Raw genomic sequence first — 20,649 nt, forward strand, 5'->3', positions numbered from 1 at the left:
TGGCCTCTGTCAGAATCGCTATATGAACAACACAGCGGTGCGTATCACGGTTGGCTCTGAATTCTCAGGGCTACCGGAACTCAGCGACCATCAGCGCTTGCTGCTTAAGCAGATTACTGAAGGTGATGCTGTACTTCGCGGTGCGCCTGGAAGCGGGAAGACAACTCTTCTTCTCGCCGCTGTTGCTGAACTTGTACGCAAGGATCACTCTTTTTTAGTTCTTACTCCGGATCGTTTGCGCGCCGATCAGTTGATGCCTGCGGTACAAGCGCTTGCTCCCAATGCGGTGCGCCCGGTGCGAACCCCCATCGGGTGGGCCTATTCAATTGTGTCGCAGTGGCGAAATACGCGTGATCAACCGCTGGGTGATGTCGAGCTCTTGACGGGCGCAAACATGGATCGCATGGTCTCTCAACTGCTAGAAGAAACTGCGGTTCAGTGGCCCGAAGAGCTTTCAGATACCATCCGTTCGCTTCCGGCATTTCGGATGGAACTGCGTGATCTCATTGATACTGCTGCAGAGTCTGGGACGACTGCTGAGCATCTAGAGCAACTCGGCCGCATTCGCGCAATGAAGCAGTGGGTGAGCCTTGCACCCCTGCTCAAGAAGTGGAACGAACTTCCGCAGCTGGGGGTGGAGTTCCGAGGAACGATGCTGGCGCATGGGGCGCGGCTGGGAAGACAAGCTGCCCAGCTCCTTGCCCATTGGGATGATCATGCGCAGTCCGCGGGGGTACGAATTTTTACCCCGCTTCCGCGCTACCTTCTGATCGATGACCTGCAGGACTGCACTCCCTCACTGCTAGCGCTACTTCATGTCGCACACCAACTGGGAAGTCGTATCATTGCGTTCTCGAATCCGGATCTCTCAGTAACCTCATACAAGCGCGGTTATGCCCATATGGATCTCGATCTGGCCAAGATCCTCGACGTTCAAATTGAAGACTGCGGGTGTAGCTACGTCGGTACTCCTCAGCTTCATTCCTTGAATCTCTCGCTTGCCTCACGCATTACGCAAAGCGGCCCCTCCGGAAGACGAAATGCCCCATTTGCTGGCGACTCTGAAAGGCGGCTCGGTGAGCAAGGGGTACATATCCACAACTGTGCCAGCCTTGCGCAGATGGGGGCGGCTTTGGGATATCAGCTGCGCTCTCATTATCTGCGTGACAACATTCCTTGGTCTCAGCAGGTAGTAATAGTTCGCTCGCAATCTCTTATTCAGCAGGCCAGAAGGGCCCTGAAACGTAGCAAAATTCCCCTTGCTGGAGGTCAGCAAGCTTTCAATTTTGCGTCCAATTCAATGACCAGCGCGTTGCTGAAAGCCTTAATTCCGAATGAAGACAATGGCGTAGGAGTTATCGATCGCTGGCTACGTTCAGATCTGATTTCGATCGATGCCCTACACGTCAGTTCGCTTCTTCACAACTATGTTTGGGCACATAGCGATCAGAAGTTGGCACAGGGGCGCGTTCAGCACCTCAGTACAGACACGGTCTCTCGCATTCTTCAGGACCCCTCTCTTCTGTCACAGAATGTGGAAACGGAACTGCGCAAGCTTCTTAAGGCCTCGACTCTATGGAAAGAAGTAGAAACCCTCAGCCCCCAAAAAGCGCTCTGGGAAGCATGGGCGACTGCAGATGTAGCCGAGGAACTGAGCAAACGGGCATTAGCGCACGACTCGGATTCAGATTATTTTGATGACGTCCTAGATTCGGTGATTGCACTGTTTAGGGTCGCGGATATCTGGCAACAAAGAAATCCGCAGAGAGACGCCGCAGAGTTTGCACGCGAGCTCCTCGAATCCGATGTAGCAACTGACACCATTGCTGTAACCGCATATCGCCATGAAGGGATCCAGGTTCTCACCCCAGAACAGGCAGTGGGGCGACATTGGAACGTTGTTGCACTTTATGGGCTTCAAGATGGCAGTTGGCCCGATCTGCGGCTTCGACAGCGTTTGCTGCGCGCCGATCTTCTTGGGGAGATCACACGAAGTATGGACCCTGCTCAAGAAGTCATTGATGATCCTCGAATCCAACGCAGGGCAGTTTTAGACGATGAACTTCGGCGACTTCTTGCTGCCGTTTCACGAACGAATCTGGCATTGCACATTGGAGTTGTTTCCAATGAAGATCAGGCACCATCGCAATTTGTTGAACTTGTTGCACAAGGCGCGGGGATTGAGATCCCCGAAGATGGCTTTGCAATTGAAGACGTCCCGCCCGCATTAGACCTTTCTGGTCATATCTCCAGATTGAGGTATCTTGCCGCGCAAGAGAATGACCTCCAAACATCTCAGCTTGCTACCCGTCTGCTTGCAATTCTTGCCAAACGTGGAGTCCCCAGCGCAATCCCCAGCAATTGGATTGGAGCCGGAGGGATCAGTTCGGATAGTCCGGTCTACGACCAGCAGCGCGTCGCTGTGAGTCCTTCAAGTTTTGATAGCGCGCGTCAGTGTATTCTTCGCTGGTTCTTTGCTTCCAATAGCGGTACTTCAATGCCGACACAGAGCGCAGCAGATGGAACCTTAATCCACAGCCTGGCCGAGCGCTTCCCATGCGGGCCTCGCAGCGCTGTTATGGATGCGCTCGAGGAAGAAATTCGTGCAATGGGCGTGGATGAAGGCCAAGCTGCAAGCAAGATCCACATGGACCATCTTCGAGAGATGGCATCTGCGCTTGGTGAATATCTTGAGCAATCTGCTCAAATGGGAAGCTGTTCAGATCCGAACGAAAATGTTCAAGTCGAAGTGCCATTCGATGTTCCGATCTCTTCAGTTCACATCCGCGGAAGAATTGACCGAATGGAAGCGGAAGGCCAAGGCGTTCGGATTATCGATTTCAAGACTGGGAAGAAGGGAAATAAAACCGGCGCGAAAAAGGACCCGGACCACCCGCAGCTCGCTCTCTATCAACTTGCAGTCGAAGAACTGGGTTATGAAGTTCTGGGAGCAGAGCTCAAATATCTTGGCTACGGTGATGTCCGGACAATCGCGCAAGACCCCTTAGACCCGGAAACAAGGGCGGATTGGATCAGCCAGCTTGATGAGATTGGGCAGAAAATGAAAGGCCCATCTTTTATCGCGACGCCCTCTGATGAAGCATGCCAATACTGCGAGTTCGCCCGTTCTTGCCCAGCGCGTGAGCAAGGAAAGAGGAGTGTGGAATGACCATCGATAGTACACAGCTCAGTGTTGATGAAATTCTGCGTTTGGCTACCCCCCGAAGCCGCCAGTATTTTCCCCCCACGGATGAGCAACGTGCCGTTATCGAAGCCCCTCTTGAACCTCTGCTCGTCGTTGCGGGAGCAGGGGCAGGGAAGACAACCACTATGTCGCAGCGTGTGCTCTACATGGTTGCCCATCACGAAATTGACCCGGAGCGCATTCTCGGCTTGACCTTTACACGCAAAGCAGCGGGGGAGCTGGGGCTCAAAATGCGACAAGACCTCGGGGTCTTGGCATCAAATCTTGGCCGTAATTTCCAAGGCGATCCAACGGCATTGACCTATAACTCTTTCGCCGCTCGAATCCTTGGCGAGTACGGCGCAACAATTGGGGTAGATCCCGACTCGCGCTTGATCGGACAGGCGCAGCAGGTTCAAATTCTCACGGAGATTGTCCAAAACTGGAGGGGAGAGTACCCCGAAGAAGATGGGCGATACAAACCAACGTCATCAATTGTCGCCGCGGTACTCGCCTTAAGCGGTCATATCGCAGAACAAAATATGACTCTTGATCAGGGAGCAAAAGCCCTCCGCGCATTTAGCGAAGAGTTGGAAGAAATCGCGCAATCTGCAGGAAAAGATCCGACCGGCTCTCTCAAATCCATGATTACCGTTAATGCCAATAGGATTTTGCTCCTAGATATGGCACGGGTGTTTGAAGACTACAAGCGCAGTCACGGTCTGATTGACTTTTCGGATCAGCTTCTTCTTGCAACACGAATCGTCACGGAAAATTCTGCAGTCGTCCGCCAGGTGCGTTCGGACTATCAAGCTGTACTACTCGACGAATTCCAAGATACGTCGGTCATCCAGATGACCTTCCTATCCACACTTTTTGCAGATCATCCAACCACAGCAGTTGGTGATCCCAGTCAAGCAATTTACGGGTGGAGAGGTGCTTCGGCATCCGCGCTCAGTAACTTCTTGACCGCATTTTCTACCCAGCGTGAGGCAACCCAGCTCGCCCTTTCGACCGCGTGGAGAAACGACCACGCGATCCTTCAAGCAGCAAACGCGGTTGCTCTTCCGCTTCGAGGCCTTCCCAGAATCGGCCAAGAGAATAGCACTGGGAGCACTTCCATTAAGGTTCCTCAGGTCAAACCGCCAGTTCTTGGGCCAAGGCCTCAAGCGGGAGAAGGGAAGGTCAGCGCTAGCTATCCGCTGACCTACCAAGAAGAACTTGAGCATGTTATCGAATTCATCCGTCAGCATCGCGTCCAAGACGCGAAGGGAAAGTGGAACACCTGCGCAGTACTGTGTCGTCGTCGTGCAGATTTTCCCGCGATTGAACGTGCACTCAAAGATGCAGATATCCCGGTTCAAGTTGTTGGTTTAGGAGGTCTCTTAGACCAACCCTCAGTCAGCGATGTTCGTGCCGCCCTTGAGCTCGCTTCAGATCCGACGAATGCCCCAGCTCTCATGCGCCTTGTTACCGCGATGGATATCGGCGCAGCAGATCTTCTGGTTCTTAACCAATATGCAAAATACCGGGCTCGACAGGGAATGAAGGCTGAACAGGAGCATCCGGATGTTTTCCTTATGGATGCCATTGATCAGCTTCCGCCTGTGGGATGGCACGCGCCTTCAGGAGGCCCGTCATTTACCGCTGTCGCACATGAACGGCTTTCGCTTCTTGCACGCCGACTTGAAATTATTCGTCAGGGAACCGGCAGGCCACTCGATGAACAAATCGAGCGTGCAATGTCCATCCTTGGGCTCAGAGAAGCGATCATGTCCGACCCCCTGGGCGACGGGGGAATGGAAATGCTCGATGCATTCGTGGATATCGCGGCTGACTACGAAGCTCAGGTCGCAGGGGCTGATCTATCCGGATTCCTTACATGGTTGGCAGTCGCAGAGGAAGAAGAAAAAGGACTCCCAATACCTACCAGCGCTACTCGTGCTGATGCCGTCCAATTGCTGACGATTCACTCTGCAAAGGGACTGGAATGGGATTCGGTCGTGGTCTTTGGCCTACAAGATTCGCGCTTCCCTAACCACAGTGCCTCTCCAAGAGACTGGAAGCAGGACCCTCCGGGAGCAAAAGAATGGTTTAACTCTCTTTCAGAGTTGCCCTATCCCGTGCGCAGAGATTACTCGGATCTTCCCCAGATCGTCCCCGAAGAGTACGGAGAGACCGGAATAGCAGAATATTTCGATCTGCTCGCATCTGAAGCAACAAGTTCGCGGACCACTGCGATGAGCATCTTCAACAACCACATGCAGGGAAAGTCCGGCAAGGAAACAAATACAGACAGCATCCACTATCGCCAAGGAATTCACCACGAATGCGAAGAACGGCGTTTGGCTTATGTCGCATGGACTCGAGCGCGACACGATCTGCTCCTGTGCGGTTCTTGGCTTGACTCAGGAAGCTTGAAACCGCGCGATCCATCGCGGTATCTCATGGAAACAGTGAACGCACTCGATCTAGATGTTCAACAGATCGCCGCGCGACCCGACGAAGACTGGGAATCTGAACAGCTTATCGAGGTCGATACCAGATTGCGACAGTATCCAATCCTTCCAGGACGTTCACGCCAGCTGGTCATTGAAAGTGCTGCACGCGTTCACGCTCTTTTAGATCAGAGCGAAAGCGACCCATATGTCATGGATGCCAGCGGCGATCCCTTGGTTCACGACACCCATCTACTGCTTGAAGAACAAGAAAGAGCCCTTCATTCGGCGCTTGATATTCGCATTGATCGTGTTCGCGCCACAGGGATCTCAGACTTGATTGGGAAAGCAGATACGTGGATTAACAATATCCGCAGGCCTTTGCCCGTTGAACCGCAATCAAGTTCCGTGCTTGGCACAATCTTCCACAAATGGGTTGAAAAAGAACTTCACCTCAGTACCGGTGAGCTATGGGACGAACCCGTGGAAGGCAGCGAAGCATTAGAAGCTTCTGATCAACAACTGCTTGCTCAGATGCAAGAAAACTTCCATTTGCTAGACCTCGAACAGCTCGAACCCATTGCTATCGAAGAACCCTTTGCGCTTACCCTCGCGGGAATATCTATTCAAGGAAGAATCGATGCGGTATTTAAAGATGCCAGCGGCACATATACCGTCATTGATTGGAAGACATCGCACCTTCCTGGGAAGAACACACCGCTTTCAACGTGGGAATACTACGCGCGTCAGCTTCAGCTCTACCGCATCGCCTGGGCACAGCGCGAAGGTCTCTCTCCCAGTGAAGTGCAGGCACAAGTGTGCTTCCTCAGGGGCCCTATTAGCTACAGCATCGGTGACATCGTGAATCAAACTGGTGTGCCTGTTGATCAGCTTGAATCCCAGCTGACTCAGGTGCTCACCGAACTCCAGAAAAAGAATCCCAGTTAGCGCTGACGGGCAGTGAAGGAAGGATGACTGCACGTTGAAGGTGTTTACCTCGCGTCGCTAAGTAGCGCGCAGAAAATAGAAAAACTGAGAAATAATGCTGAGCCTGATCTACTCGTGAGTAGGCAGGATCACACTCATATCGATGTGCTCAGTCGGCGCTTCAGCCGCTTGCTGAGAGTCACCCTCAGAATCAGCTTTCGACGTGTGGGCACTCAGCCTGATCGGACCGGAATGGGGACGAGCATGACCTTCGCTCGTGCCGGTGGAAGCATTGTTTCTAGCTGCTTCTGTTGCGCGCGGGCTCTCGGGAGTCGACTCAGATGTTCGAAGGGTTGTGTCCTCGCTCTGTAAAGAAGACTCTTTTTCTGTAGTAGAAGAATCGCTTGGAGTCTTCACAGGCTCTTGAGAGCGCTTGGCAGCGCTCTCTCCGACACTTGCCGAGAGCTCTGCCAACATAGCTCGGGCCTCGTCGACAATATCGGAATCCCCACTGTGCAGTCCGTGAACCAACCAACGCACCACGGCCAATTCGGAAAGAAGCTCAGCGCGCGCCAGAAGGTGCAGGTCCTTCTCGGAACGAGTCTGCTGGTAGGCCTCGTGGAAGCGCTCTAAAAACTCATCCGACGCGCGCGCAAATACCCATGCAATATCGACGGCGGGGTCGCCAACGTGTGCGGATGAAAAACCTGTCAATGCACAGACCCGACCGTGGTCGACGTGAATTGAAGTCTCAGAAAGATCGCCGTGAATGGGGGAGGGGAGGAAACGCCACAGAGACAAATTCTCCAGCGACTCTTCCCAGCGATCCCACAAGTTTGCGGGAATGACGACTTCCTGCGCGGCCTCGTCCAAAACTGCTTGGTGGCGGTCACGGCACTCAATTGCTGAATAGGCCGGAAGATTGACGCCGGTATAGATCAGCTCGGGAAGATTGTGTAGTGCGGCCAGTGCATTTCCCAAAGATGCAGGAAGCAAGTGTGGGTCGTCGAAATCCGAGGTTTCCATGACGTGCCCACCCAGATCGCGGTGGACCATGACTCGATCACCCTCTGGGGTGCGGGTGAAACCAGCGGGACGGGGAACCTCAAAGGGGATCTTCGAGAAATCGTGAGCCTTCCCCAAACGCTCCAGAACCGCGTTCTGGGCTTCCATGTCCAGTCCGCCGACAGTGTCGTGTGGACAGACAACCATCCAGCGGTCACCTGAAGTGTCAATGAGTCCGGTGACTGAAAGGACCTCATCACTGAACTGCGGGGGACGCAGTCCGGCTACTTCGAGCCGCGGAACCGCAACTGTTGCAAGGGCAGCAAGTTCATAGGGAGTCTTAGATCGAGTCACGTTTAGACCTTAATGTGCTGGGCGAAAACAGCGGGGCAGGCGCATCGAGAGAAGGCAAAATTGCCGCCAAGTACACCGAATATGTGAGCCTTCGTGGCTGGTGTTGCGTGCCTGCGATCAGGGCATGCGCAATACAGAGTCCATATGTTGGAAAAGAAAAGGTAAATAAACCGGAGCAGTGCCATGATCAAGACATGAGTGAAAAGTTCGATACATCCCAGCTTCCCCGCGAGCTCGCATCGGTTTTCGATGAATTGGTAGCGCGCGACCCCCACCAAGGTGAATTCCACCAGGCAGTCTTCGAGGTTCTCTCCACACTGACTCCTCTGGTTGCACGCAAGCCCGAATACCAGGATCTGGCGATTTTCGAGCGAATTGTCGAGCCTGAACGTCAACTCATGTTCCGCGTTCCGTGGAGTGATGATCAGGGGCGCATTCACGTGAATCGCGGCTTCCGCGTTCAATTCAATTCCGCGCTTGGCCCCTATAAGGGCGGCCTGCGCTTCCATCCCTCGGTGAACTTGTCGATCATCAAGTTCCTTGGCTTTGAACAGATTTTCAAGAACTCTTTGACCGGCCTGCCCATGGGAGGCGGCAAGGGCGGTGCAAACTTCAACCCCAAGGGGAAGTCTGACGCCGAAATCATGCGTTTTTGCCAGTCGTTCATGACTGAGCTTCAGCGTCATATTGGTTCCAATGTAGATGTTCCCGCCGGTGATATTGGCGTGGGTGGCCGCGAAATCGGTTATCTTTTCGGCCAGTACCGTCGTATTCGCAATAGCTTTGATGCCGGTGTTCTGACTGGCAAGGGCCTGACCTGGGGTGGTTCCTTTGCTCGCACCGAGGCCACCGGTTATGGCTTGGTCTACTTTGCGCAGGAAATGCTTCGTGCGCGAGGAGACTCTTTTGAGGGCAAGCGTGTTGTTGTTTCCGGTTCAGGAAATGTGGCAATTTACGCGACCGAGAAGGCTCAGCAGCTGGGCGCGAAGGTCGTTGCAGTGTCCGATTCTTCCGGTTTTGTTATTGATGAAGAAGGAATCGATGTCGATCTCCTGAAGGACGTCAAGGAAGTTCGTCGCGGTCGCGTCAGCGACTATGCCGCCGAGCGTCCCAGCGCGCACTTCTTCTCAGAAGGCGCGATTTGGGAGGTTCCCTGTGACGTTGCTCTTCCGTGCGCTACCCAGAACGAGCTTGACCTTGAAGGTGTCGAGGCCCTGATTCATAACGGTGTGCAGATGGTCGCGGAGGGCGCGAACATGCCCACCACTCCCGAGGCCATTGATGAGCTGCGCCGCGCCGGTGTCCTTTACGCACCCGGTAAGGCTTCGAATGCCGGTGGTGTGGCCACCTCGGGACTCGAGATGCAGCAGAACTCGGGTCGTACCCAGTGGCCTTTTGAAGAGACGGATGCAAAGCTTCATCAAATCATGGTTGGCATTCACGAGAACTGCCTTGCAACCGCTGACGAATACGGTGTTCCCGGCGATTACGTTGCAGGTGCGAACCTCGCTGGCTTCATCAAGGTTGCCGATGCGATGGTTGCTCAGGGCCTGATCTAATTCGAAGACTCGCAGCAGGGGGCTTCGCGCCGGTGGGCGTGAAGCCCCCTTTCGTATAGGCGGAGGAGCGCGCCCACCGAAATAGAGCGGCTTCCATTGGGGCTAGTGCGAAATTCTGGACGCGCGTAGCATTCTCGGTATCGCAATGAAGCGTAGGCATTGGGCAAGCGGAGGTTCGCTGATGTTCTGGGATCGGGTTGCGCCCCTTTATGACTTCTTTGAAAACACATTCAATCGCGGTGTGAACGACGGAACAGGCGTCGCCGTCGCTCAGCTGGTTGGCCTCGAAGACGAGGTCCTTGAATGCGCCTGCGGAACCGGTGCAATCAGTACTTTCCTTGCGCCAAAGTGCAAGAGGCTGGTTGCTACCGACTTTTCCGAGGGAATGCTCAAACAATCGCGGAAGAAACTTGCAAAATATCGCAACGTCACTGTCGAAAGAGCTGACATCACAAAGTTGCATTACGCGGACGATTCCTTCGACGTGCTTGTCGCAGGTAATGTCATCCATCTGCTTCCAAATCCTGGTGCTGTCATGCGGGAACTTGAACGAGTGGTCCGCCCTGGAGGCACTATTGTTGTCCCGACTTACGTCAAGCGTCGCCCAAGCAAACAAGGAATAATCCCGAAGATCCTTGCGAAGCTCGGTGCTGACTTCAAGGAACAATTCGATGTGGACTCCTATCGAACTTTCTTTGAACAGTTGGGATATCGCAACGTTACTTACACCCTTATCGACGGCCGGATTCCTTGTGTGATCGCTTCCCTTACCTGTAACAATGATGATCAATAGTCCTCACTGTTGAGCTCACCCGGAGTCTGAGTTGTCATTTGACATTAAGAAGGAGTGTAAGGAACTCTACGCGCCTAAGAAAGGGCCGGATATCGTTGAAGTTCCACCGATGCACTTCGTCGCAGTACGGGGCAGTGGAGACCCTAACGATAGAGGAAGGATTGTGTGTGCAGTGCCCGCACATTGGTAGCTACGACGATGAGCCCGCCACCCGATCAAAGTTTCACAACAGAAGCAATGAACGAGTGTCTTCGCTTTTTCGCTCGCCTTTCGTGACCGTGTGGGGATATCGTTGAGAGTGCAATGGAAAGGTGAGCAGGACAATGCAATCAGTTGCCATAGGTGCTATCGCACTGTCGTGGCTCCTCGCTGCTCTTGCGATTGTTTTTGCTCTTCGAATGCGCCGAGACATTCAGCGCTTGCATGCAGAAAAAGAACAGCTACGTAAACTTCACCAGGACTACATGGCTGGTCCGGCGGTGCTTTCCCATGAATTACGCACTCCATTGACTGTTGTCAGGGGAGCAGCAGAGCTTCTTGCTGATGGTTCGACTGGACCTATGAATGATGTGCAAATGAAGTTTGCGAAAACCATTGCCGAAAATGCGCACCAGGTCGTCGAAATGGCTGATGATCTTCTGGCCGAAGTGCGCCTGGAGTCTGACTTATTTAATCTTCGCCTTCAACGCGTTGAAATGCGTGAACTGGTGCGTAAAAATGTGGCGCAGATGCGTCGTTTCCATTCCTCGCCCATCCGTTTGGAAAACCATGGCGCGCCCATCTATATGTCGCTGGATCCGCGCTTGATGGGGCAGGCGATTGCCAATGTTATTAATAATGCAGCCCGTCATGCGGGCGATGACGTTTCGATCGTCGTGACAGTACAAGCTTTTGACGAAGACGTCACCATTTCTATCGTTGATGACGGTCGCGGAATGACCCAGGAAGAAAAAGAGCGTCTTTTCATCCCATTCGATACTGGAGGGTCGCTACGACCTGGAACGGGCTTAGGGATGATGCTTACGCAAAAGATTCTGAAACTTCACGGTGGCACGATCTTAGTTGATACGGTTTCCTCAAAAGGAACAACCTTCTATCTGACTATTCCGCGTACCATACGAAGTGGCGATCAATCACTCCTGCCTGAGGAGGCCAGGTGAACGCGAAGGCTTTAGTTGTTGATGATGAGCCGCAGATCCTCATGATTATCAAATTCGCCCTTGAAACTGCGGGAATAACTGTAGAAACTGCAAGCGATGGGGCGAAGGCTTGGGAGAAATTTGCAACTCGCTACTACGACCTGGTCATTCTTGACCTGATGATTCCCGTGATCTCAGGGATTTCGCTTGCTCAAAGAATTCGAGCGATGAGTGATGTCCCAATCATTATGATTACGGCGCTTTCTGAAGAATCTGACCGCATCAAGGGACTTGAAAGCGGCGCGGACGACTACATCACGAAACCTTTTAGTCCAAAGGAAATGACTCTTCGCGCTCAGGCTCTTCTGCGTCGAAGTAAGAAAGATCCCAACGATGTTGTGTCCAACGGTCCTTTGCGTATCGATCGACATGACCGGAAAGTCTATGTCGACGGGGTGCCGGTGGAGTTGCCCTCGACGGAACGACGGTTCTTGGATTTCCTTGCTTCGCATATTGGAGAGCCTGTGAGCTACCGCGAGCTTCTCAACTCTGTTTGGGAAACACAGGATAGTTCTGGCGGGAAAGACATGATCAAGATGACCGCTTACCGTTTGCGAGGCGCTCTTGGGGATCGCGGGGGAGAGCTGATCCAATCGGTTCGCTCGGTTGGGTACACCATGCCGGATCTTCGGTAACAGATCAGTTACCGCTCGTTACTAAGGTCGGTCTTTTCGTGTTCTGTTTCACGTAAGAATGAAACCAAGAGCGCACGAGCATAGTGACAGCCCCGTGCATACCCTCGATTCAAAGGAGAATCTGATGAAGAAGAGCTTCATCTCCCTTGCAGCATTCAGCGCGGCGGGTGCACTAGCACTTTCCGGGTGTGTTGTGAATGACTCAGCGTCCTCAGGTAGCAGCGAAAGCGGATCTTCGGATTCCATTACCGTTGCTTGTGGCGCAATGGAAGACCTCTGCCAGAAGTGGACAGAGACCTTCTCTCAGCAGACCGGAATCAAGGCAACCTACGTTCGTCTTTCCTCCGGTGAGACCGTTGCTCGTCTGGACTCCGCGAAGGACAACCCAGAGTTTGATGTCTGGCATGGCGGCCCGGTTGACGGCTACGGTGCAGCTGCAGAAAAGGGCCTGATCGAGGCCTACGATTCGCCCACCGCTAAGGAAATCCCCGATAAGTACAAGGACCCGAAGCACTACTGGACCGGTGTTTACGTTGGAGTTCTGGGCTTCTGCTCGAACCAGAAGGTTCTTGAAGAAAAGGGCCTCCAGGTTCCTCAGTCGTGGGATGACCTTCTCAAGCCCGAACTCAAGGGCCAGATTTCAACGGCACACCCCTCGACCTCGGGAACTGCGTTTACGACACTGTGGACCCAGGTTGTTCTTGGCGGCAGCGAGAATGCCGGCATCGACTACATGAAGAAGATGCACGCAAACGTCCTGCAGTACACCAAGTCCGGTACCGCTCCCGGCCAGATCGCAGGACGCGGCGAGGTCGCAGTGGGCCTGGTCTTCTCTCACGACTGCGTCAAGTACCGCGATGAGGGCATGAAGGACCTCGTTGTTTCCTTCCCCAAGGAAGGCACCGGTTACGAGATCGGTGGCGTCGCTTTGGTGAAGAACTCGAAGCACTCCGAGGCCGCCAAGAAGTACATCGACTGGGCAATCTCGGCTGATGCCCAGAACCTTGGCCAGACCGTTGGATCAAACCAGATTCTGACCAACCCGAATGCCAAGACCAACGACAAGATGGCCAAGCTCGATGAGATCAACCTGATCGATTACGACTTCGCTGCAGCAGCGGCCGCAAAGCCCGAGCTGACGAAGCGTTTCGATGAAGAGGTTGCCGCAAAGCCGCGCCAGTAGTGGTGCATAGGGAGGGGGTGGTTCTTTCCATGTCCCTGTTCCATCCCCTCCCTCTTTCTTCATGTGTCCGCTGAAGGACGCGCACACCAACAGGGGCTTTTCCGCGTTACGCGGGTACCTGGAGAGATCGGATAGCCAATGTCAGTGGAGACAGTTGCGCCACCACGCACCCAAGGGGCACAAACCCCGCAGGCGCAAGCCGTGGCCTCGGGAAAGAAAAAACGAACGAAGGTGCGACGCGACCCCGTGACGGTTGCGATCGTCGCGATCATTACAGCAGTTCTCTTCCTTCTGGTCTTGCTGCCGCTGGTCACGATCTTGGCGCGAGCCTTCTCAACTGATGGCCTGAAGGTTTTGACCTCCTTCGCCAGCTCAACAACGAACCGAACGATTGCGCTGAACACGGTCGTTCTGGGCCTGGTTGTTGGATTGATCGGTACTCTTGCTGGTTTCTTCTTCGCCTACGTGCAGGCACGAGTCGATATCCCGGGCAAGAAAATCCTTCACCTGATCTGCATGATCCCGATCGTCTCGCCGCCTTTCGCTGTGGCAACATCGGTCATCACTCTCTTTGGTCGTAACGGCCTGATCTCGACGCAGGTTCTGGGACAGCAGTGGAATATCTATGGCCTCTCAGGTCTGACCCTGGTTTTGTCCCTTTCCTTCTTCCCCGTTGCATACATGAATATGCTCGGAATGCTCAAGAACCTTGACCCCGCAATGGAAGAGGCCGCCGCCTCCTTGGGCGCGTCCTCGTGGACGATCTTCCGTACCGTCACGCTTCCGATGCTTGTCCCCGGTTTTGCTGCTTCCTTCCTTCTTCTGTTTGTCGAGGCCATTGCCGACTTGGCGAACCCGCTGGTCATCGGCGGTGACTTCACCGTCCTGGCATCGCGCGCTTACATCGCTGTTAACGGCGAATACAACACGGCTGCGGGCTCGGCATACTCATTGATTCTTCTGGTCCCAGCGCTTCTTGTCTTCCTTCTGCAGCGCTACTGGTCAGGACGCTCCTCAACGGTTACCGTGACGGGCAAGCCGACCGGTAAGGTCCGTATGGTTCGCTCAATGAAGGCGCGCATCCCGCTGGGAATCGCAACCTTCCTGCTGGCCGCTTTCGTTGTCACTATCTACGCAACGGTTATTGTCGGAGCCTTCGTCTCGATCTTGGGCGTGGACAATACATTCACTCTGAAGAACTTCAAGTACGTGCTCTCGGGTATCGGCAACGATGCCATCATTGACACGACCATCCTGGCTCTGATCGCAACGCCGATCGCTGGCATCTTGGGCATGGTTGTTGCATGGTTGGTGGTTGTCCGCCTTAAGGCCTCGGCTGGCTTCATGGACTTCCTGGGCATGCTCGGCTTGTCTGTTCCCGGTACGGTTCTGGGTATTGGTTACCTCATCACCTATAACAAGCCGCTCATTGTCGGCGGAAAACTGATGCTGATGCCTGCGCTCGCGGGTGGTTCCGCGGTCTTTGGTGGTGCCCTGGCAATCATCATGGTTTACGTTGCGCGTTCGATGCCCTCGGGTCAGCGTTCCGGTATTGCCTCCCTTCACCAGGTTGACCATTCGATTGACGAGGCCTCAACCTCCTTGGGCGCATCGGGCTTGCATACCTTCATGAAGGTGACGCTTCCTCTGATCCGTCCGGCATTCATCGCTGGTTTGACCTACGCATTCGCGCGATCCATGACGACGCTGTCGCCGATCATTTTCATCACGACTCCTAAGACGAAGATCATGACCTCTCAGATTCTTGCTGAGGTTGATGCAGGCCGTTTCGGTAACGCTTTTGCCTTCTGCACGATCTTGATTGTCATTGTGATGGCTGTTATCGGCCTAACAAATGTTCTTGTTCGAGATAAATCTGTCACCGCCACCAATGGCGCGGGCATGTAATTGTTGACAAAGGAAAGACCCATGTCGAATACGAATGACACAAATGCTCCCGGCCGCCTGTCCCTGGTGGAGCTGACCAAGACCTTCTCGAACACCGCTTCCGAGGTCACCGCGGTTGATCACATCAACCTGGATATTCACCCCGGTGAATTCATCACCCTTCTTGGGCCCTCGGGCTGCGGCAAGACCACGACCCTGCGTATGATTGCGGGCTTCGAAGACGCGACTTCAGGTCAGGTCATGCTCGATGGCGAAAACATGGTGGTTGTCCCACCGAACAAGCGACCCATGTCTATGGTGTTCCAGTCCTACGCCTTGTTCCCTCACCTGAGCGTGCGCGAGAACGTGGCCTACGGCCTGCATCTGCGAAAGAAGAGCGCAGCGGAAATCAAGGAAGAGGTCGATATTGCACTTGCTGCAATGAACCTGACCGCGATGGCGGATCGCGCTCCTTCCCAACTTTCCGGTGGCCAGCAGCAGCGTGTTGCACTGGCCCGAGCGATGGTCGTACGTCCGAAGGTTCTGCTCTTCGATGAGCCTTTGTCGAACTTGGATGCAAAGCTTCGCGTGAAGATGCGCGTGGAAATTCGTCGGATGCAAAAGCGTCTGGGGATTTCCTCTGTTTACGTGACGCACGATCAGTCCGAAGCAATGGCAATGTCCGACCGCATTGTCGTGATGAATGCGGGACGAATCGAACAGGTGGATACCCCCGAAGAGATCTACCTGCACCCGGCCAGCGTTTTTGTTGCTGACTTCGTTGGTCGCGCGAACTTTGTTCCCGCAAAGGCCAGTGAGGTCGGCGAGGACGGCAAGGTTCAGATTGAGGCTCTGGGCCAGCAGCTCAGTGTCCACGCTTCTGAGAGCGCAAAGGAAGCCGTTCGTTCGGGCCATGAGCTGGTTGTTCTGGTTCGTCCTGAATCCATGCGCATTTCCGCAACCGATGAAAAGCCTGCGGCGCTCACCGGTTCGCTGGGCCAAGTTGTTACCTCGATCTTCTACGGCGAAACCGTTGAGTACGAGATTGAAACCGAGTTTGGCTCGCTGGTGTGTGTGGTCTCCGACCCGCGTGCAGAGGACCTTCTTGAAGAAGGCCAGTATGTGCGCTTGGGAATCGAGGCCGAAAAGGCGTGGCTCTTGCCTTCTGGCCAGCTGGCCTCCTGAAGTGCTGGTCGCAATCGTCTGAATGCAGGCGGATGCGCCGTAGAGGCGTTCATACAATGAAATAACGGCACGGCCCGGGGCCGGGTGAGGGGAGTGATTGTCCCTCACCCGGCCCCGGCCTCGTCAATAATTCGATGAATCGGCTACCCTTTAGACGTGGCCATTGAGTTTTCTGAAGAGATCCAGTCCTTGCGTACGACGATGGAAAATATTTCCGCCGTTGTGCAGCCCGAGCGTCTTCGCGCCCAAATCGCGGAGCTGTCGCAGAAGGCAGCCGCTCCTGACCTGTGGGATGACCCCGCGCATGCGCAGGAAGTGACTTCGCAGCTGTCGCACCGCCAGAGCGAGCTCGATCGTGTTCTGGCAATGGAAGAACGCATTGACGACCTCGAGGCAATTGTTGACATGGCCCGTGAGACCGCTGAGAGCGATCCTGCGGACGCGGAAGATATTTTTGCCGAGGCTGAATCTGACCTTGCCTCCTTGAAGGACGATATGTCCGCCCTTGAGATTCGCACTCTTCTTGACGGTGAATATGACGAGCGCAACGCAGTCATCACCATCCGAAGCGGCGCTGGCGGCGTGGATGCTGCTGATTTCGCTGAGATTCTGCTGCGCATGTACCTGCGCTGGGCAGAACGCCACGGGTATCCGACGAAGGTTATGGATACTTCCTATGCGGAAGAAGCTGGCTTAAAGTCCGCAACCTTTGAGGTTCAAGCTCCTTACGCCTACGGAACTCTTTCGGTCGAGGCCGGTACCCACCGCCTCGTGCGTATCAGCCCCTTCGATAACCAGGGGCGTCGTCAGACCTCCTTCGCTGCTGTTGAGGTTATTCCTCTGATCGAGTCTACGGACCACATTGAGATTCCCGAGTCCGAACTGAAGGTTGATGTCTTCCGTTCCTCCGGTCCCGGTGGTCAGTCGGTGAATACGACAGACTCCGCCGTTCGAATGACTCACATCCCGACGGGTATTGTCGTTTCGATGCAGGACGAAAAGTCACAGATTCAAAACCGTGCGGCAGCTCTTCGAGTTCTGCAGTCTCGCCTTCTAGTGTTGCGTCATGAGGAAGAGCAAGCGAAGAAGAAGGAGCTCGCGGGTGATGTGAAGGCTTCGTGGGGTGACCAGATGCGCTCCTACGTCTTGCAGCCCTACCAGATGGTGAAGGACCTGCGGACCGAATACGAATCCGGCAATCCTCAGAACGTCTTCGATGGTGATATCGACGGCTTTATCAACGCTGGAATTCGTTGGCGTAAGAACCAGCAGAATCAAGACTGATGCGAAAAGGCCCGGGCCTAGCCCGGGCTTTTGCGCGTGTCGCCTAAGTTTTGAGGCTCGAGCTGCATAGGGTAAAAGGGACCATAACCCCAATCAGAGACGGCTCATGATTCGATTTGATCACGTCACCATGGTGTATCAGCCTGGTGCGCGTCCGGCATTAGATGATGTTTCCCTTGAAGTGAAGCGCGGAGAGTTCGTCTTCCTCGTGGGAAAGTCCGGTTCCGGTAAGTCCACCTTCCTTCAACTCACCATGAGGGAAATTCGTGCGACGTCAGGAAAGGTGTGGGTCCTCGGCCATGACGTGGGTAAACTCTCGCGTTGGTCGGTTCCTAAGCTACGACGCCAGGTCGGCACCGTGTTCCAGGACTTCCGTTTGCTGCCTTCAAAGACCGTATACGAGAACGTTGCTCTGGCGATGGAGGTCATCGGTAAGCCTCGCCATGCTATCGAAACCCAGGTTCCCGATGTTTTGGAACTGGTCGGTTTGGCCGGTAAAGAAAAGCGTCTTCCCCATGAGCTTTCCGGTGGAGAAGAACAGCGCGTGGCAATTGCTCGCGCGATGGTGAACCGTCCCGAGTTGCTTCTTGCAGATGAGCCGACCGGTAACTTGGACCCGGATACTTCGCTTGGAATCATGCGTTTGCTGGATCGTATTAACCGCAATGGGACCACGGTTGTTATGGCAACGCACGACGCTGCAATCGTGAACCAGATGCGTATGCGCGTCATTGAATTGCACGATGGAACGGTTGCTCGTGATCAGAACAGCGGCGTGTATGGGGCGGTGAAGTAATGAAGTTACGTTTTATTCTTTCGGAAGTTGGCAAGGGCCTGTCACGAAACCGTGCGATGTCTGTTGCCGTGGTGATCGTGACCTTCGTGTCCCTGCTGTTTGTGGGTATTGCAGGCCTTTCGCAGATGCAGGTCTCGCGAATGAAGAGTCAGTGGTACGACAAGATCGAGGTGTCGATCTACATGTGTGCCAACAATGATCAGACTCCGAGCTGCAACAACCAAGAGGCAACGGAAACACAGATTGCGGCGGTGCGCGATAAGCTCCGTTCTGCAGAGCTGGCTCCCTACGTTAAGGACGTCTACGAAGAATCAAAGGCTGAGGCCTTTAAGAACTTCGTGAAGATCTACGGTAATTCTCCGCTGGGGCAGTGGACGACCGAGGACATGATGCAGGTTTCTTTCCGCGTCAAGCTGGTCAATCCCGAGCAATTCAGCATTATTCGAGACGAATTCACCGGTTCAGCTGGTGTATCCGTTGTCAAGGATCAGCGTGAGATTGTTGAGCCCCTATTCCAGGTTTTGGGTAAGGCGCGAGGCCTGTCGCTGGGCTTGGCGGGCGTCATGATCGTCGCCGCGGTCTTGCTCATTACGACCACCATTCGCTTGTCCGCGATGAGCCGTGAACGCGAAACCTCCATCATGCGACTGGTTGGTGCCTCAAACCTGTTTATTCAAGCTCCCTTCATGATTGAGGGTGCGATTGCTGCGGTGGTCGGTGCTCTCTTGGCAGTGGGAACCCTGTTCGTCGGTGTTCACGTCCTGGTGAATCAGTGGCTTGCGCAGGCTTTCCGTTGGACGAACTTTATTGGCATGCGCGAAGTGTGGATCATGTCGCCGATCCTCATCGTTGCTGCGGTGCTCCTTGCGTTGTCGGCATCCGCATTCTCACTGGCGAAGTACACGAAGATCTGATCCTATGGCAAAGATGCGTTCTCACGGTTTTTCAACGGGACTTACCAGTGCGGTGGCCTTGCTTGTTGTTGCAGCGCCCCTAGCTCTGGTACCACCCGCTTTTGCGGACGAAGACCGTGACCGCGTTGCCCAGGCTCAGCGCGAGTCCGCGCAGCACGTGCAAGAGCTTCGCAACAACCTTGAGGGTTTGGATGCTTCGCTCGCCCAGGTTTACTTAGACCTTGAAACTGCGAATGCACAGATCCCCGTTGCTCAGGCTGAGCTTGACACTGCTAATGAACGCTACGAGGGTGCCAAGCGCGAGCATGACGTCGCGCAGGCACAACTGGATGCAGCTCAGGCCGAGGTTGCTCGCCTGAATACAGCGATGGAGAAAGCGCGCAAACAGCAAGAGGAATCTCAAAAAGCTGTGGGTGCATTGGCGCGCGAGATGTATCAGTCTGGGGGAGTGAGCTCGCCCCTTCTGATCGCGCTTTCCTCTTCAGGAACCGAAGAAATTGCCGATCGTGCAGCCGCAGCGGATGCGATGACACGGGCTCAAGACAGTGCACTCAGCCAAGCAATGGATATGCAGGCAGCGACGCGTAACCAGCAGAGCAGGCAAGACGCCGTCACCTCGCGAATCTCCTCTCTAGAGGAGAAGGCGCGCAAGGCCTCGGAAGAAGCAGAAAGTGCAAAGAACACTGCGGAAACGAAGCTTCGCGAGCTCGACGAACTGAAGAAAACCTCGGAAGAAAAACGCGCTCAGTGGGATGCGCAGAAGGCCCAGGCTGAAGAACAACTTGGCCAGTGGCAGCGCGAATACCAGGATGCGACCTCGAAGCTCGCTGCGATCGATGAAGAGAATCGCCGTCAGAATAGGCGCTATACCTCCTCGTCGAACTTCTCCAGCCCGCTTCCCGTTCCCTTGGTCGTGACGTCACCATTCGGGTGGCGCGTCCACCCCGTTCTTGGGATCTCTCGTTATCACAACGGGACCGACTTCGCCGCAAATTGTGGCACCGAGATCTACCCCGTTGCCGAAGGCGTTGTCACCGCTGTGACCGTCGAAACGGCTGGCGGAAACGTCGTCTACGTGAACCACGGGATGATGAATGGCGCATCCATGTCGACCGCGTATGTTCATATGCAGTCCACCAATGTTTATGTTGGTCAGCACGTTGGACGCGATACGGTTCTGGGCTGGGTCGGCGCTACCGGATACGCCACCGGCTGCCACCTGCACCTGTCCGTTATGCGCAATGGTGCTGATGTTGAACCTCTGGATTACTTGTAGGACAATAGTTCTTCTGTAATTTCTCACTGA

14 protein-coding genes are annotated in these 20,649 nt (G+C 54.4%); 13 read left to right on the top strand and 1 reads right to left on the bottom strand.

The window, feature by feature from the left end:
- The first annotated feature begins 22 nt into the window (after positions 1–22).
- Together ADG72_RS06035 and ADG72_RS06040 are read left to right on the top strand one after the other, a co-directional pair.
- Positions 23–3,169, top strand: a complete 3,147-nt coding sequence (locus tag ADG72_RS06035; protein ID WP_048713368.1) for a PD-(D/E)XK nuclease family protein — start codon at positions 23–25, stop codon at positions 3,167–3,169.
- Entirely contained in the window at positions 3,166–6,570 is a 3,405-nt protein-coding gene (locus ADG72_RS06040; RefSeq protein WP_048713370.1) for a UvrD-helicase domain-containing protein, read from the top strand. Before ADG72_RS06035 ends, ADG72_RS06040 begins: the two co-directional genes overlap by 4 nt.
- A gap of 108 nt (positions 6,571–6,678) precedes the next feature.
- On the opposite strand, the gene ADG72_RS06045 is transcribed toward ADG72_RS06040, so the two are convergent.
- Positions 6,679–7,908: a phosphotransferase gene (locus ADG72_RS06045; protein WP_048713371.1), complete on the bottom strand. Its 1,230-nt coding sequence runs from the start codon at positions 7,906–7,908 to the stop codon at positions 6,679–6,681.
- Between the two features lie 194 nt (positions 7,909–8,102).
- Here ADG72_RS06045 and gdhA point away from each other — a divergent pair, with 194 nt between their 5' ends.
- The 11 genes from gdhA (at position 8,103) to ADG72_RS06100 (ending at position 20,619) form a co-directional block, all read left to right on the top strand.
- Positions 8,103–9,467, top strand: a complete 1,365-nt coding sequence (gene gdhA, locus ADG72_RS06050; protein WP_048713373.1) for an NADP-specific glutamate dehydrogenase — start codon at positions 8,103–8,105, stop codon at positions 9,465–9,467.
- Between the two features lie 181 nt (positions 9,468–9,648).
- Positions 9,649–10,260 (top strand): class I SAM-dependent methyltransferase, encoded by a 612-nt coding sequence (locus ADG72_RS06055; protein ID WP_048713377.1) that lies wholly within the window; start codon positions 9,649–9,651, stop codon positions 10,258–10,260.
- Between the two features lie 311 nt (positions 10,261–10,571).
- A complete protein-coding gene (locus ADG72_RS06060; RefSeq protein ID WP_239667684.1) occupies positions 10,572–11,420 on the top strand; it encodes a sensor histidine kinase in 849 nt (282 codons plus the stop codon).
- Positions 11,417–12,094, top strand: a complete 678-nt coding sequence (locus ADG72_RS06065) for a response regulator transcription factor (RefSeq protein WP_048713382.1) — start codon at positions 11,417–11,419, stop codon at positions 12,092–12,094. Before ADG72_RS06060 ends, ADG72_RS06065 begins: the two co-directional genes overlap by 4 nt.
- Before the next feature lie 124 nt (positions 12,095–12,218).
- Positions 12,219–13,277, top strand: coding sequence for an ABC transporter substrate-binding protein (locus ADG72_RS06070; RefSeq protein WP_048713385.1), 1,059 nt, complete (start codon positions 12,219–12,221; stop codon positions 13,275–13,277).
- Positions 13,278–13,415: 138 nt separating this feature from the next.
- Complete coding sequence (locus tag ADG72_RS06075; protein WP_048713388.1) at positions 13,416–15,185, top strand: ABC transporter permease; 1,770 nt, start codon at positions 13,416–13,418, stop codon at positions 15,183–15,185.
- A gap of 21 nt (positions 15,186–15,206) precedes the next feature.
- Positions 15,207–16,349, top strand: coding sequence for an ABC transporter ATP-binding protein (locus ADG72_RS06080; protein ID WP_048713391.1), 1,143 nt, complete (start codon positions 15,207–15,209; stop codon positions 16,347–16,349).
- A 156-nt stretch (positions 16,350–16,505) separates the two neighbouring features.
- Positions 16,506–17,633, top strand: coding sequence for a peptide chain release factor 2 (gene prfB / locus ADG72_RS06085; protein ID WP_009408209.1), 1,128 nt, complete (start codon positions 16,506–16,508; stop codon positions 17,631–17,633).
- Positions 17,634–17,739: 106 nt separating this feature from the next.
- Positions 17,740–18,429 carry a cell division ATP-binding protein FtsE gene (ftsE, locus tag ADG72_RS06090; protein WP_009408207.1) on the top strand — a complete coding sequence of 230 codons (690 nt, stop codon included), beginning with the start codon at positions 17,740–17,742 and terminating at the stop codon, positions 18,427–18,429.
- Positions 18,429–19,343, top strand: a complete 915-nt coding sequence (gene ftsX, locus ADG72_RS06095) for a permease-like cell division protein FtsX (protein WP_048713394.1) — start codon at positions 18,429–18,431, stop codon at positions 19,341–19,343. Before ftsE ends, ftsX begins: the two co-directional genes overlap by 1 nt.
- Before the next feature lie 4 nt (positions 19,344–19,347).
- Positions 19,348–20,619 carry a M23 family metallopeptidase gene (locus ADG72_RS06100; RefSeq protein ID WP_048713397.1) on the top strand — a complete coding sequence of 424 codons (1,272 nt, stop codon included), beginning with the start codon at positions 19,348–19,350 and terminating at the stop codon, positions 20,617–20,619.
- The last annotated feature ends 30 nt before the right edge of the window (positions 20,620–20,649 follow it).

Origin of the sequence: Trueperella pyogenes (assembly GCF_001070855.1) — a bacterium.
Taxonomy (GTDB): domain Bacteria; phylum Actinomycetota; class Actinomycetes; order Actinomycetales; family Actinomycetaceae; genus Pauljensenia; species Pauljensenia pyogenes_A.